Source organism: Mycolicibacterium boenickei (genome assembly GCF_010731295.1).
GTDB classification, from domain to species: domain Bacteria; phylum Actinomycetota; class Actinomycetes; order Mycobacteriales; family Mycobacteriaceae; genus Mycobacterium; species Mycobacterium boenickei.
The window spans coordinates 5347726-5360943 of the sequence record NZ_AP022579.1; the positions used below are offsets into that span (position 1 = coordinate 5347726).

Sequence of the window (13218 nt, forward strand, 5' to 3'; positions counted from 1 at the left end):
CGTTGATAGCCTACCGCTACTGAAACGAGTGTGTCAGTAGCGTTCGATCCGGAGGTCCAGCGATGTCGCAGGCCATCGACCAGAGGCGCGTCGTGCTGCGGCGCGCCGACCGTCCCGGCGATCTGGGCTGGGTGGTGCTGGCCCACGGTGAGGTCTACGACCAGCAGTTCGGCTGGAACACCGACTTCGAGACGCTCGTCGCCCGGATCGTGGCGGACTACGCCGACAACCGTGACCCGGCCCGGGAAGCCGGCTGGATCGCCGAAGTCGACGGCGAGCGCGCCGGATGCATCTTCTGCATGGCATCCGGCGAGCCGGCCGTGGCGAAGCTGCGCATCCTGTTGGTCACCCCCGGCGCACGTGGGCTGGGACTGGGCACGCGCCTGGTCGAGGAGTGCCTGCGGTTCGCTCGCGAGGCCGGCTATGTCCAGGTCACCCTATGGACCAACGACGTACTCGTCGCCGCCCGAAAGATCTACCAGGACTTCGGTTTCCGACTCATCGATGAGGAACGTCACCACAGTTTCGGCCACGACCTCAACGGCCAGAACTGGGTGCTCGATCTGTAGTTCCGACAGCTGCCGCCCGGCACCCGACCAGATCCACGATGAGATCGAGCGTGGCCTCGAACTCATCGTCCCGGTCGAAGCGGGCGAGGTAGGGCGCCGCGGCCGTCACCTCGGCCAGACCCGACGCTTCCAGCGTCTTCCGGCGTTCGGCGATCCCGTCGGCGGTACCGGCACCGAACGTCGGCCCGGCCGACACCTCGCGCAACAGGGTGCCGATCAAGGCGGCGAGCAAGGTCCGCAGCAGGTGCACGGCCTCCCTCGCCGAGATGCCGGTCCGACGCAGCACCGTGAGCACGGCCTCGATGGGTGCCAACCCGGACATCGATGACAGCTGCCGGGTCAGCACCAGGGTCGCCGCCTCAGGATGAGCCAGCGTGACGCGGCGGAATTCATGCCCAAGCGCCCGCAGGTCGGCGCCGAAATCGCCAGTGGCAGGCGGGATCCGAAGCTGTTCCAGGACGTGTTCGGCGACCGCGTCGAGCAGGTCGTCCTTGCCTTCGACGTAGTGATAGAGGCTCTTGGCGTCGACGCCCAACACCCGGCCGACCGAGCGCATGCTCACCGCCGCGATTCCCTCGCCGTCGATCACCGCGAGGGCGGCATCGCGGATCGCCGCCCGGGTCAACTGGGCCTGCGCCTTGGGTGGCCTGCCGCGGCGCGGCGCGCCGTCGGCCTGCCTGTTCGCCGCACCGGTCATGGCTGGCATTGTTCCTCACCCGTTGCTATTCCCACAGTGTGGGGTTATTTTACAATAAATCCACCCCGTGGGAATAATGCCCGTACAGGAGCACACGATGCCCGACCGCCTACTCATGCCACCCGTCGAGGTCTTACAGGCGCGCGAGAAACTCGTCCTCGATCACTTCCACGACGAGGTGCGGCAGGACTGGGACGACGTGCTGGCCACATTCCCCCACCCGCACTACGAGATCATCCCCACCCTCACCGTGCACGACGGTGACGCAGAGGTCCGCGATTACTACCACGACACGCGCGTCGCATTCCCCGACCAGGACCATGAGATCATCGCGCTGCGCCACAGTGCCGACGCCGTCATCGTCGAATTCTGGTTGATCGGAACACATCTGGGCCCACTCGGCGCCATCCCACCGACCGGCGGCCGACACCGGACCAGGATGACGGCGTACTTCATCTTCGACGAGGACGAGAATCTGGTCACCGAGCGGATCTACTTCGACGCCCTGTCGATGTTCGGTCAACTGCTCGCCGGGCTCAATCTGCGCGACCCGCGCAACTGGCCGCGGGTGATCCGTGGCCTGCGAGGACTGCGGGCGATGTCCAGCACTCCGAACCCGCTCCTCGTCGACACCGCGCCGGTCGAGCTGTAGCCGGGATGAAGGTCCATCACCTCAACTGCGGCACCATGCGGCCGCCCGCGACCCCGGGCGGGCTGGTCTGCCACGTGTTGTTGATCGAGACCGATCACGGCCTTGCCCTGGTCGACTCGGGTTTCGGCTTGCACGATATTGCGGCACCCGGGCCGCGTTTCGGCGCCGCGCGGTTCCTCGTTCGCCCTGTCTACGACCCCGCTGAAGCGGCGGTCAACCAGATCCGCGAACTCGGGCATGATCCGCGAGATGTCCGTGACATCGTGCTCACCCATCTCGATGCCGATCACGCCGGCGGCCTTGCCGACTTCCCTTGGGCCAGAGTTCATCTCACTGCCATCGAATCATTCGCCGCCGCCCACCCCGCGACATTCGTGGAGAAGCAGCGCTACCGTCGAGCCCAACGCGCTCACGGCCCGATACTCGTCGAGCACCACCCGGCCGCCGGCGAAGCCTGGCGCGGTTTTCCGGGCGCGAAGGACCTCAGCGAGATCTCGCCGGGGATCGTATTGATTCCGCTACCCGGGCACACCCGCGGCCATGCGGCGGTCGCGGTGGACACCGGGTCACGCTGGATCCTGCATGCCGGGGATGCGTTCTACCACCACGGGCAGGTCGACGGTAGTCACTCTGCGCCGCGGACGCTCACCGCCCCCGAACGGGCTGTCGCGTTCGACCGCAAGCAGGTCCGGGCCAATCATCGCAGGCTGGCCGAACTCTCGACCGCCGGCGAACCGGATCTACTGCTGGTCAATGCGCACAGCCCCCACTTACTGGACCGCGCCATCGAGAGCAGCTGACGCAGGGCGGAATTCCCGCGGCTAGCCCGTCGGGCACGTCCCGGCGGCGTCGCGCAGCACCCCCGCCGATGCGGCGTCGACCGGGAGCGCATAGCCGCGCAACACCTCGACGAACTGCACCGCGTACTGACACCAGAACGCCCGGTTGGGCGGCATCCAGTGGGCCGGCTCCTGATCGCCCTTGTCCTGGTTGGGTTTACCGGCGACGGCCAGCAGGTTGGCCGGGTCGTTGGCGAACCGCAGCCGCAGATCGTCGGGCCAGTCACGCGCGCCCAGATCCCACGCCAACGCCAGCGGCACGATGTGGTCGATCTGCACTGAGGCACCCGTCTGATTGCCGCGGACGAACGGCACCACCGCGTTCGTGTACGGATCGTGCAGTGTCCCGGTCGCCACGGCGACCGGGCACCGCTTGATCGCGACGAGTGTCTTGTCGACGAGGTCGCGGTTGAGGATGTCGTTCCGGGTGTCGCAGCCGTTGTGACCGCCGGGCGCGCTGTTGTCGTCGTCCCAGGACTCTCCGAAGGCGGCACGCCGATAGTCGTTGCCGCGCACCCGCACCGGAATCTCCGGTACCCCGGCCAACAGGTCCACCCCGGCGGCCACGGTGGGCGGCTGGGCCTGGGCGGCGAACCGCACGGAGTTCTGCGTTGAAGTGATCACCTGAATGGCGACCACCACCGCGAGTGCGACGGCCGCGGCCAGCCACCACACCCGCCGGCCGGTCATGCCTTGTCCAGGTACTCGACGCGGTCGGTGTTCACGAATTGTGCTGCCAGCAGATCCATTCCGGGGTCGTGCGGACTCTGCGCGTAGCGCTGCTCGCAGAATTCCCGGGCCTCCTGGATCACTTCGAGGTGATCCCGCAGGGACAGGAAACGCAGATTGATGGTGCGCCCGGACTGGTTGAGGCCCAGCACATCTCCCTCGCGACGCTCATCGAGGTCGAGGTCTGCCAGGGCGAACCCGTCGAGCGTCGCGGCCACCGCCTTGATCCGCTCACCGGCCTTCGAGGTTTCCGGCAGCCGAGTGGCCAGCAGGCACAGGCTGGGATGTTGGCCACGACCGATCCGGCCGCGCAGCTGATGCAGCTGGCTGATGCCGAACCGGTCGGCGTCCATCACGACCATCATGGTCGAGTTGGGCACGTCGACGCCGACCTCGATGACGGTGGTACACACCAGCACATCGATCTCCCCGGACCGGAATGCCCCCATCACCGCGTCCTTCTCGTCCCCGGACAGCCGGCCGTGCATGAGCCCGAGGCGCAAGCCCGCCAGCGGGCCCGTGCTCAACCGGTCGAACAGGTCGACGACGGTGATTGGCGGCGGGCCGCCGCGCCCGTCGTTCTTGTCGCTCGGCTTGTCGGATTCGTCGATGCGCGAGGCGACCACGTAGGCCTGTCTGCCGGCGCCCACCTCCTCGCGGATGCGGGCCCAGGCCCGGTCCAGCCAGGCCGGCTTCTGCGAGACGAAGATGGTGTTGGTGGTGATGGGTTGCCGGCCGCGGGGCAGTTCGCGCAGCGTCGAGGTCTCCAGATCGCCGTACACGGTGAGCGCCACGGTGCGCGGAATCGGCGTGGCCGTCATCACCAGCAGGTGAGGAGTCAACCCATCACGAGCCTTGGCCCGCAACGCATCCCGCTGTTCGACGCCGAACCGGTGCTGTTCGTCGACGACCACCATGCCCAGGTTGTGGAACTCCACCGCGTCCTGCAACAACGCGTGCGTACCGACGACGATGCCGGCCTGGCCCGACGCCACCTGTTCGCGCACGGCACGTTTCTGCGGTGCCGTCATCGATCCGGTCAGCAACGCCACACCGGTCACCGTCTCCGCACCGCCGAGCTGCCCCGCCATCGCCAGCGGCCCCAGCACGTCACGGATCGAGCGCGCGTGTTGGGCGGCAAGCACTTCGGTGGGCGCCAACAGCGCGCACTGATAGCCCGCATCGACCATCTGCAGCATCGCCAGCACCGACACGATGGTCTTGCCCGAACCCACCTCGCCCTGCAGCATCCGGTTCATCGGGCGCGTCGAGGCCAACTCGCCCGAGATCACCTCGAGCACTTCGGACTGCCCCGCAGTCAGCTCGAAGGGCATCCGACTGTGCATCGCGGCGGCCAACCCGTCGTCGACTCGCGGTGCGGCGGGCCCGGATTCGCTCAGCTCGCTGTAGCGTCGGCCGACCAGCCCCCATTGCAGGCCGATGGCTTCATCAAAGGTCAGCCGCTCGGCCGCCCGGTCCCGGTCCTCGGATTTCTCAGCCAGGTGAATGGCCCGCAGCGCCTGATCTTCGGACATCAGATTGTGTTCGCGCACAAACGATTCCGGAAGTGGTTCCGGAATCGGGTCCAGAACGTCCAGGGTCTGCCGAACGCACGCGTAGATGTCCCAGCTCTGCACCTTTGCCGAGGCCGGGTAGATCGGGAAGAAGTCCCGCTCGAACTCGGCCAGCATGTCTTCGCCGGTGGCCCCAGACGCCGTTGCGATGGTCTTGAGCGACTTGGTCCCGATCTGCTTGCCTGCCAGTGGATTCAGCACCAGGAAGGCCGGATGGTCGAGCTGAAGGGTATTGCGGAAGTACTTCACCTCGCCGGAGAGCATCAGGCGGGTGCCCTTCTCCAACTTATCCACCATCCACCCGGCATTGAAGAACGTCGCCGTCACGGCGGGCCGATGTTCACCGAGGGTGACGCGCAACCACTTTCGGGCCGTCGGCCGGCCCGTCTTCTTGCTGAAGCCCGGCTTCATCTCACCGACCTTGGTCTCGGTGACGACCTCGATGAAGGTGACGTGTTCGCCCTCCTCCAAATCAAGGGCCTCACCTTCACCGCGCACCGACATGCCGTCGCTGTATTTGCGGGGGTAGTGCCGCAGCAGATCGTTGACGGTGACGATGCCGAAATGCTCTTCGAGGGGCTTGGCCGACCGTGCCCCGATCACCAGGTCCAGTCGATCGCCGAGCGCGGCCACTACTCCACCCCGATCAGCAGCGCGTCGCCGCGGTGGCCGGTGTGATAGGTCACCAACTCGGCGCCGAGGTGCTCGCGATGCACATGGGCCTGCAGCGCCTCCCCCACAGCGCCGTCCACACCATCACCGGTCAACACCGTGATCAGCTCGCCGCCCGCCACCATCAGCAGATCGATCAACCCGGCGGCAGCCGTCGTGATGTCGGGACCCACGATCAGCACCTCATCGCCCGCGATACCCAGCCCGTCGCCCGGTTTGCAGCCACCCGCCCACGTCAACGCCTCTTCGGTGGCGATCCGCACCGCGCCGTGCCGGGCGCCCGCGGCCGCCCGCGCCATGGTGTACCCGTCGTCCACGGCTTGTCTGCTCGCGTCGTGGACCGCCAGCGCGGCCAGGCCCTGCACCATCGAGCCCGCCGGCACCGGCACGACATCGATGCCCCGACCGATCGCGGCCGTGCACCCCGCCACCAGTTCCTCGGCGGCCACATATCCGTTGGGCAGCAGCATGACCTGGGCGGCGCCCACATCGACCAGGGCCCGCAGCAATTGTTGGGCGCTGATGGGCTCACCCGCGTCGGGCCGCAACACCTGGGCGCCCTCACCGGCGAACAGCTCGACGCCGCCGTCGCCGTCGACAACGGCCAGCACTGCCCGCTCTCGGGCCCAGCCCCCGGCGGACCTGAGGCCAGGCGCGACCGTCAGGGCGGTGATCTGGATGCGATTCAGCGCCCCGACCGCGAGCCCGGCCTCGACCGCGGCCCCGGCGTCATCGACGTGGACGTGCACCGAGTACTGATCATTGCCCGAGGCGGCGATCGCCACGGACTCACCCATCTGCTCGAGGACGGCCCGCAATCCCTCGACCGCGGGCGCGCCACATCCGGTCAGCAGATACATGACCTCGAACTGCGGCGGGGCCTCGGCACCGGCGAGGCCCGTGGCCGGAAATGGCGCCTGCGGTGACGCCGGGGCGTAGACGGCCCTACGGGGCGCGTGACCGACCAGCGTCGCGGTCATCGCATCGAGCAGAACGAGCAGACCGCGTCCACCCGAATCGACCACGCCGGCCTTGGCCAGCACGTCAAGTTGCTGCGGCGTGCGATCCAGAGCTGCCGACGCGGCATCGCCCGCGGCGGCAGCCGCGTCAGCCACGTCACCCCCCTCGGCCGCACGGTGTTCGGCGGCCGAGGCCGCGGCCTCCAGCACCGACACGATGGTGCCCGGCACGGGCTCCCCCATCGAGGTGACAGCGAGGCCGGCGGCATGGCGCAGCGCCGCGCCCAACAGGGTGGCGTCCACGACGGAGAGATCCCCGTCACGCTGAGCCGCCGCGTTGGTGATCACCTCGGCCAGGCCGAGCAGAATCTGCGACAGGATCACCCCGGAGTTGCCGCGGGCCCCCTGCAACGCCCCGGCCGCCAACGCGCCGGCCAGCGCCGGAACGTCCGCGCCGGCCGGCTCGGCATCGGCATGAGCCCATGCCGAACGCATCGTGAACAGCATGTTTGTCCCGGTGTCGGCATCGGCCACCGGGAACACGTTGAGCCGGTTGATCTCGTCGGTATGGGTGATCAGGTCATCGACGGCAGTGTGGGCCCAGGCCCGCAGAGCGGAGGCGTCCAGCCGCCGAGCCGACATCGGACCTCCCAATCCCCATCAGATCCCACAGAATCGCGGCCGCCCCCGCAGTCACCGCCGTGGGCGCCAGCCTATCGACTGACGGCGACAATCTTGATCAGAGCACCGCCGGCTGTGGACAACCTGGGGTGGTGTTCACGGGCCGTTTTGGCGATCCTCTGGCCTCCCGGTATTCTGATCAGGTTGTCGGGTTGAGCCCCGCCGTTTTACGGCGAGCGGGCCCAGACCCCCCAAGGACTGAATTCGAGGAGTTGTTGATATGGCTGCCGTGTGCGATATCTGCGGAAAGGCGCCGGGCTTCGGCAAGTCGGTGTCGCACTCGCATCGGCGGACCAGCCGGCGCTGGGATCCGAACATCCAGTCGGTGCGTGCCGTGGCACGTCCGGGTGGCAACAAGCAGCGTGTGAACGCTTGCACCTCCTGCATCAAGGCCGGCAAGGTCTCGCGCGGCTGACGTCGCGCGCCTGATCGGGTGCGCGACCATCGTGTTTATCTGAGGTCACGGCGGGGTATGCCCTGCCGTCATGACCCCATGTCGTGCATCACATAAATCGCTTCGTGCGTTCGCTGCCGCCGTCGCGGTCGGCTCGATGCTGACCGCGTGTGGCGGTACCACTTCCGACGAGGATACGACCACTTCGGAGACCCCTTCGACGACCGAGGCCCCGGTGACCTCTGAGGGTCCGGCGACCCATACCGAGACGACGGTCATCGAAACCACGGTGTCGCCCGGACCGGGCTCGCCGCCGGCCGAGATGCCCGGTTCTCCGAACGAAGGCGATGGGGACATGACCGTCCAGATTCCGTCGCCGGGCATTCCGTCACCCCCGCCGATTCCGGCGCCGCCTGCGATCCCCGCCCCGCCGGGGATCCCCATGCCCTGATCGGCTCAGGGCAGCCGCCAGTCGATCGGGTCGGCGCCCTTCTGCTGCAGCAGTTCGTTGGCCCGGCTGAACGGGCGTGACCCGAAGAATCCTCGCGACGCCGACAACGGCGACGGATGCGGCGATTCGATCGTCGCGCAGTCACCTTCGGCCAGTAGCGGCTTCAGCGTCGATGCATCGCGGCCCCACAGCACCGCGACCATCGGTTGGTCCCGGGCCACCAGGGCGCGGATCGCGCACTCGGTCACCGCTTCCCAGCCCTTGCCGCGGTGTGACGCCGGGGTGCCCGGGGACACCGTCAGCACCCTGTTGAGCAGCATCACGCCTTGTTGCGCCCACGGGGTGAGGTCACCGCTGGCCGGTTGCGGATAGCCCAGGTCCTCGGAGTACTCGGTGAAGATGTTCGACAGACTGCGCGGTAGTGGACGCACGTCGGCACCCACCGAGAAACTGAGGCCGACGGCGTGTCCCGGCGTCGGGTAGGGATCCTGACCGACGATCAGCACGCGGACCTGCTCGAACGGAAAGGTGAAGGCGCGCAGAACATTCTGGCCTGCGGGCAGATAGCGTCTGCCCGCGCTGAGCTCGTCGCGGAGGAACTGCCCCATCTGCGCGACATGCGCTCCGACCGGCTCGAGGGCGCGTGCCCAGCCGGGGTCGACGAGTTCGTTCAGGGGCCGTGCGCCTGCCGTCGCGTCGGCAGTGGTCGTCTTGCTCCTCGCGTCCGCAGTCACGGAAAACCAACCTAGCGTGAACCGCTAGCCAAACGATTGCCATCCCGCATTACCCGCCCACGGCGCGCCGTCGACGAGGACCGTGGCCGGACCGCCGACCACCCTGCCGATGGCCCGCCAGCCGGGCGGAACAGCGCCAGGGAAGGTCGCGGCCAATGCGTGGTCCTCACCTCCGCCGAGCACCCACGCCCACGGGTCGGCACCCACTGCCGCGGCGGCCTCGGCGACCTCGCGCCGATCGCCGTCCAGGAGGTCGCGCTCCAGGTCGATGCCCACCTCGGAGGCCGACGCGATGTGGCCCAGATCGGCGAGCAGGCCGTCGGACACATCGGTCATCGAGGTGGCGCCGGCGTCGGCCGCCAGGACCCCCTGCCCGTAGGGCGGCTGCGGGGTCAGGTGTCGCTGCCGCAGTTCGGTGAACCCTTCGACGCCACGGTGCAGGAGTGCATACCCGGCCGCAGAGCGACCCAGCTCGCCCGCCACCGCCACGGTGTCGCCGACCCGGGCGCCGCTGCGGCATACCGGTTCCCGGCCGCCGAGATCCCCGAGCACCGTGACGGATATCACCCACTGCGGAGCACTCACCAGGTCTCCCCCGGCGATGCTGGCGCCCAGCAGGCCCGCCTCGTCCCACAGACCGTCGGCCAGTTCCGCCGCGGCCGCGACCGGGGTGTCCGACGGCGCGCCGAAGGCCACCACGAAGACGGTGCTGCGACCGCCCATCGCTTCGATGTCGGCGGCGTTCTGGGCGATCGCCTTGCGCCCGATGTCGTGCGGCGTCGACCAATCCAGCCGGAAGTGGCGGTCCTGGACCAACATGTCGGTGGAGACCACAGCGCGGCCGTCGGCCACCGTCACCACGGCCGCGTCGTCCCCGGGGCCCAGGGTCACCGCGTCGGCTTGCGTGCGCCCGGACACCAGGCGATCGATGACGACGAATTCCCCGGCTCCGGCCAGGGTGTCGCCGTTGTCGTCACCGGAATCGGTGACGTTGGTCTCGCCGGTCATCTGGCCTCCTGCCGGTCGGCTGCCGCGTCCTGAACCCGGACCCGACCTGCGGTACGTTTGGTGCCTGCGGCCAGCAGTTTATGCAGCGAGATGGAGGAGACCGCCGGTGGTGGAGGCTTACGTGCTGATCCAGACCGAGGTGGGCCGCGCCGAAGTCGTCGCCAAACAACTCGCAGGCCTGCCGGGCGTGGTGTCCGCGGAATACGTCACCGGCCCCTATGACGTGGTGTTGCGCATCAGCGCCGATACCTTGGCGGCGCTGCAGTCAGATGTGGTGCCCGCAGTGCAGCAGGTCCCCGGAATCACCCGGACCTTGACCTGCCCGATCGCCAACACCGGCCGGCCATAGAGTTGGTGGTGTGACCGACTCGCACACCGCCGACGGACCGCCCCGCGCCTTGCTCATCGCGGCGGTCGTCGTCGCGGTCTCGGTGCTGATCACCGTCCTCGGTATCGCCGCGTCACGGCAGCAGTCCCCGGTGCAGCAACCGGTCGCGATCCCGTCGATTCCGGCGCCCCAGGCCGACAGCCAGCAGTGCCACGACCTGCTCAACGGGCTGCCCGAGCAGCTCGGTGATTTCCGCCGCGCGCCGACCGTCGATCCGACGCCGCCGGCCACCGCGGCGTGGCGCGCCGAGCCGGACACCGAGCCGGTCGTGCTGCGGTGTGGGCTGGAACGCCCCACGGATTTCGTCGTGGGCACGCCACTGCAGGTGGTCGACGAGGTCCAGTGGTTCCGGGTGAGTGACACCGGCGTGCCGAGCAGCGGGAATGACGCCGACGATCAGGGCCGCAGCACGTGGTACGCGGTGGACCGCCCGGTGTACGTGGCGTTGACGCTGCCGGCCGGCTCAGGGCCGACCCCGATCCAGCAGATCTCCGGTCAGATCGCCCGCACGATGCCGGCCCAGGAGCCGGCACCCGGTCAGGCACGCTGAGGCAGTAGCGCTCCTCGCGCGCGCAGAAGCCTCAGCGCAGGCCGGTGCCCCGTGCGAGCGCGGTCTCGACCATCGCGGTCAGCAGGGTCGGGTAGTCGACGCCGCTGGCCGCCCACATCCGCGGGAACATCGAGATGGTGGTGAACCCCGGCATGGTGTTGATCTCGTTGATCACCGGTCCGTCATCGGTGAGGAAGAAGTCGACGCGAGCCAGTCCCTGGCAGTCGATCGCGTTGAAGGCGCGCACGGCCAGCCGGCGGACCTCCTCGGAAACGTCATCGTCGACCTTCGCGGGCACATCCAATTCGGCGGCGTCGACAAGATATTTGGTGGCGAAGTCGTAGAAGCCGTCCTCGCGTCCGCGCACCCCGGCCACCCGGATCTCGCCCACCGTGCTGGCTTCGATGCTGCCGTTGGGGAACTCGAGCACACCGCACTCCAGTTCGCGTCCCGGCACCGCAGCCTCGACGATCACCTTCGGGTCGTGACGGCGCGCGAGTTCGATCGCGGCGGGCAGTTCGTCCCACGCCGCGACCCGGCTGACGCCGATCGAGGAGCCACCCCGGGCGGGCTTGACGAACACCGGCAGGCCGAGGCGTTCGCGCTGCTCCAGATCGAGGGTGGGAGCGTTGGGACGCAGCACCACGAAGTCGCCGATCGGCAGGCCCTCGGCGACCAGAAGCTTCTTGGTGAACTCCTTGTCCATCCCGGCCGCGCTGGACAGCACACCGGAGCCCACGTAGGGAATCCCGGCCAGCTCCAGCAGGCCCTGGATGGTGCCGTCCTCGCCGTACGGGCCGTGCAGCACCGGGAAGACCACGTCGACGGCGGCCAGCAGCTCACCGGGTCCGTTGCTCAACGCCAGCAGCTGCCCGCTGCGGTTCGGCGCGGCAGGCAGTGCCAGTTCGGTACCGGACGTCTCGGTGACCTCGGGCAGCTCACCATCCGTGATCGCGAGGGTCTCGGGGCGTCCGTCGGTCAGCATCCACGAGCCGTCGGGGGTGATCCCGACGGCGACCACCTCGAACCGCTCCGGGTCGAGATTGCGCAGGATGCTGCCTGCTGACACGCACGAGATCGCGTGCTCCGAGCTACGTCCGCCGTAGACGACGGCGACTCGGGTACGGGATCCGGTCTGGTTGCGGCCTGTCACAACCTAGAGAGGCTACCGTCCCGGGCCGCGGCTGCCTGTCGGCGCATCCCGACCTGGGCTTTCACCCGGCCAGCGCCTGCTCCACGTCGGCGATCAGGTCTTCGGTGTCCTCGATCCCCGCCGATATGCGGGCGAACCCGGCGGGCACCGGGTCACCCCAGCGGGCCCTGCGGTCGACCGAGGTGTGAATTCCGCCGAAGCTGGTCGACGCGATGAGCAGGGCGCTGCGTTGCACCAGGGCATGCACCGCGGCCTCATCGGCCAGCTCGATCGACACCAATCCGCCGAACCGCTTCATCTGGGTCGCCGCCAGCTCGTGTGCCGGGTCCGTGGGCAGCCCCGGATAGCGCACCGAGCGCACTGCCGGATGGTTGCGCAGCATCAACGCCAGCGCGGCCGCGTTCTGACACTGTCGTTCGAAGCGCAACCCGGCACTGCCGAGACTGCGCAACACCAACCAGGCCTCGAAGGCACCCAGGATCGGGCCGGCCAGCAGCCGGTCCCGCTCCACGGCGGCCATCAGCTCGGGCTGACTGCCCGCGACGTAACCGGCCACCAGATCGCTGTGTCCTGACAGTGATTTCGTGGCGCTGGCCACCACGAGGTCCGCGCCGAGCGAAAGCGGTTGCTGGCCCAGTGGTGTCGCGGTGGTGTTGTCGACGACGAGAGTGGCTCCGCGGCCGCGGCAGGTCATCGCCAGCCGGTGCAGGTCGACCACGTCCAGGCCCGGATTGGCCGGGGTCTCGGCGAGGACCACGTCAGCGCGAGTGGCTGCCTCGCAGATCTCTGCCACAGTCGCCTCGATCACCGTGATCCCCTGCGGCGCAAGATATTCAGCGGCATATCTGCGGACCTGATAGTAGCCGTCCGCCGGGACCACCAGCGTGGTTCCCGGTTTGGCGAGCACCCGCAGGGCCGAGGTGATCGCGGCCATGCCGGACCCGAACGTGAGCGCGGTGGCGGCCCCCTCCAGCTCCGCGAGTGCCGATTCGAGTTGCCGCCACGACGGGTTGGAGCTGCGGCCGTAGGTGTCCATCGGCTCGGCCTCGTCGGGAGAGAGGTGATACGCCGACGCAGGCACCGGGATCGGCGCCACCGGCTGACCCGGAACCGATTCCACACCAACAGCTTTCACGCTCCGGGTGGAATCCCCGTACAAGCCGTCCAT

Annotated in this window: 15 protein-coding genes; 7 read left to right on the forward strand and 8 right to left on the reverse strand. The window is 68.6% G+C overall.

Annotated elements, in window-relative coordinates:
• Positions 1–62: 62 nt before the first annotated feature.
• On the forward strand, positions 63–569 hold the full coding sequence (locus tag G6N57_RS25545) for a GNAT family N-acetyltransferase (protein ID WP_165777766.1): 507 nt from the start codon (positions 63–65) through the stop codon (positions 567–569).
• Here the strand turns inward: G6N57_RS25545 and G6N57_RS25550 are convergent.
• Entirely contained in the window at positions 538–1266 is a 729-nt protein-coding gene (locus tag G6N57_RS25550; protein ID WP_197908756.1) for a TetR/AcrR family transcriptional regulator, read from the reverse strand. The two genes, G6N57_RS25545 and G6N57_RS25550, sit on opposite strands and share 32 nt — an antisense overlap.
• A 97-nt stretch (positions 1267–1363) precedes the next feature.
• Between G6N57_RS25550 and G6N57_RS25555 the strand changes: the two genes are divergently transcribed.
• Together G6N57_RS25555 and G6N57_RS25560 are read left to right on the forward strand one after the other, a co-directional pair.
• Positions 1364–1918 (forward strand): ester cyclase, encoded by a 555-nt coding sequence (locus G6N57_RS25555; protein ID WP_077741657.1) that lies wholly within the window; start codon positions 1364–1366, stop codon positions 1916–1918.
• A gap of 5 nt (positions 1919–1923) precedes the next feature.
• Positions 1924–2718, forward strand: a complete 795-nt coding sequence (locus G6N57_RS25560) for an MBL fold metallo-hydrolase (protein WP_077738854.1) — start codon at positions 1924–1926, stop codon at positions 2716–2718.
• Between the two features lie 21 nt (positions 2719–2739).
• On the opposite strand, the gene G6N57_RS25565 is transcribed toward G6N57_RS25560, so the two are convergent.
• Genes G6N57_RS25565 through G6N57_RS25575 form a run of 3 tightly spaced genes read right to left on the reverse strand, consistent with a single transcriptional unit; the run spans position 2740 to position 7333 of the window.
• Positions 2740–3447, reverse strand: a complete 708-nt coding sequence (locus G6N57_RS25565; protein ID WP_077738853.1) for an HNH endonuclease family protein — start codon at positions 3445–3447, stop codon at positions 2740–2742.
• Positions 3444–5693 carry an ATP-dependent DNA helicase RecG gene (gene recG, locus G6N57_RS25570; RefSeq protein WP_077738852.1) on the reverse strand — a complete coding sequence of 750 codons (2250 nt, stop codon included), beginning with the start codon at positions 5691–5693 and terminating at the stop codon, positions 3444–3446. The genes G6N57_RS25565 and recG overlap by 4 nt, the downstream gene beginning before the upstream one ends.
• Positions 5693–7333 (reverse strand): fatty acid kinase ATP-binding subunit FakA, encoded by a 1641-nt coding sequence (locus G6N57_RS25575; protein ID WP_077738851.1) that lies wholly within the window; start codon positions 7331–7333, stop codon positions 5693–5695. Before G6N57_RS25575 ends, recG begins: the two co-directional genes overlap by 1 nt.
• 259 nt (positions 7334–7592) lie before the next feature.
• On the opposite strand from G6N57_RS25575, the gene rpmB reads away from it, so the two are divergent.
• Both rpmB and G6N57_RS31865 read left to right on the forward strand, forming a co-directional pair.
• Positions 7593–7787: a 50S ribosomal protein L28 gene (rpmB, locus tag G6N57_RS25580; RefSeq protein WP_003881125.1), complete on the forward strand. Its 195-nt coding sequence runs from the start codon at positions 7593–7595 to the stop codon at positions 7785–7787.
• A 70-nt stretch (positions 7788–7857) separates the two neighbouring features.
• On the forward strand, positions 7858–8217 hold the full coding sequence (locus G6N57_RS31865) for a hypothetical protein (protein WP_133118319.1): 360 nt from the start codon (positions 7858–7860) through the stop codon (positions 8215–8217).
• Between the two features lie 5 nt (positions 8218–8222).
• Here G6N57_RS31865 and G6N57_RS25590 read toward each other — a convergent pair whose 3' ends face one another.
• Positions 8223–8951 carry a uracil-DNA glycosylase gene (locus G6N57_RS25590; protein ID WP_077738849.1) on the reverse strand — a complete coding sequence of 243 codons (729 nt, stop codon included), beginning with the start codon at positions 8949–8951 and terminating at the stop codon, positions 8223–8225.
• A 24-nt stretch (positions 8952–8975) separates the two neighbouring features.
• Entirely contained in the window at positions 8976–9959 is a 984-nt protein-coding gene (locus tag G6N57_RS25595; RefSeq protein WP_077738848.1) for a thiamine-phosphate kinase, read from the reverse strand.
• Between the two features lie 106 nt (positions 9960–10065).
• Here G6N57_RS25595 and G6N57_RS25600 point away from each other — a divergent pair, with 106 nt between their 5' ends.
• On the forward strand, positions 10066–10308 hold the full coding sequence (locus G6N57_RS25600) for an Lrp/AsnC family transcriptional regulator (RefSeq protein WP_036439365.1): 243 nt from the start codon (positions 10066–10068) through the stop codon (positions 10306–10308).
• 10 nt (positions 10309–10318) lie between these two features.
• The gene (locus G6N57_RS25605; RefSeq protein ID WP_077738847.1) at positions 10319–10897 is read left to right on the forward strand and encodes a DUF3515 domain-containing protein; all 579 of its coding nucleotides are present in this window, start codon (positions 10319–10321) and stop codon (positions 10895–10897) included.
• A 31-nt stretch (positions 10898–10928) separates the two neighbouring features.
• Here G6N57_RS25605 and G6N57_RS25610 read toward each other — a convergent pair whose 3' ends face one another.
• Both G6N57_RS25610 and G6N57_RS25615 read right to left on the reverse strand, forming a co-directional pair.
• Complete coding sequence (locus tag G6N57_RS25610) at positions 10929–12050, reverse strand: D-alanine--D-alanine ligase family protein (protein WP_077738846.1); 1122 nt, start codon at positions 12048–12050, stop codon at positions 10929–10931.
• A gap of 61 nt (positions 12051–12111) precedes the next feature.
• Positions 12112–13218: a cystathionine gamma-lyase gene (locus G6N57_RS25615; protein WP_077738845.1), complete on the reverse strand. Its 1107-nt coding sequence runs from the start codon at positions 13216–13218 to the stop codon at positions 12112–12114.

What these genes read in the sequence shown, in the direction of transcription:
- G6N57_RS25545 (WP_165777766.1), top strand. Translation starts at nt 63, where the DNA reads ATGTCGCAGGCCATCGACCAGAGGCGCGTCGTGCTGCGGCGCGCCGAC.
- G6N57_RS25550 (WP_197908756.1), bottom strand. Translation starts at nt 1,266, where the DNA reads ATGACCGGTGCGGCGAACAGGCAGGCCGACGGCGCGCCGCGCCGCGGC.
- G6N57_RS25555 (WP_077741657.1), top strand. Translation starts at nt 1,364, where the DNA reads ATGCCCGACCGCCTACTCATGCCACCCGTCGAGGTCTTACAGGCGCGC.
- G6N57_RS25560 (WP_077738854.1), top strand. Translation starts at nt 1,924, where the DNA reads ATGAAGGTCCATCACCTCAACTGCGGCACCATGCGGCCGCCCGCGACC.
- G6N57_RS25565 (WP_077738853.1), bottom strand. Translation starts at nt 3,447, where the DNA reads ATGACCGGCCGGCGGGTGTGGTGGCTGGCCGCGGCCGTCGCACTCGCG.
- G6N57_RS25575 (WP_077738851.1), bottom strand. Translation starts at nt 7,333, where the DNA reads ATGTCGGCTCGGCGGCTGGACGCCTCCGCTCTGCGGGCCTGGGCCCAC.
- rpmB (WP_003881125.1), top strand. Translation starts at nt 7,593, where the DNA reads ATGGCTGCCGTGTGCGATATCTGCGGAAAGGCGCCGGGCTTCGGCAAG.
- G6N57_RS31865 (WP_133118319.1), top strand. Translation starts at nt 7,858, where the DNA reads ATGACCCCATGTCGTGCATCACATAAATCGCTTCGTGCGTTCGCTGCC.
- G6N57_RS25595 (WP_077738848.1), bottom strand. Translation starts at nt 9,959, where the DNA reads ATGACCGGCGAGACCAACGTCACCGATTCCGGTGACGACAACGGCGAC.
- G6N57_RS25615 (WP_077738845.1), bottom strand. Translation starts at nt 13,218, where the DNA reads ATGGACGGCTTGTACGGGGATTCCACCCGGAGCGTGAAAGCTGTTGGT.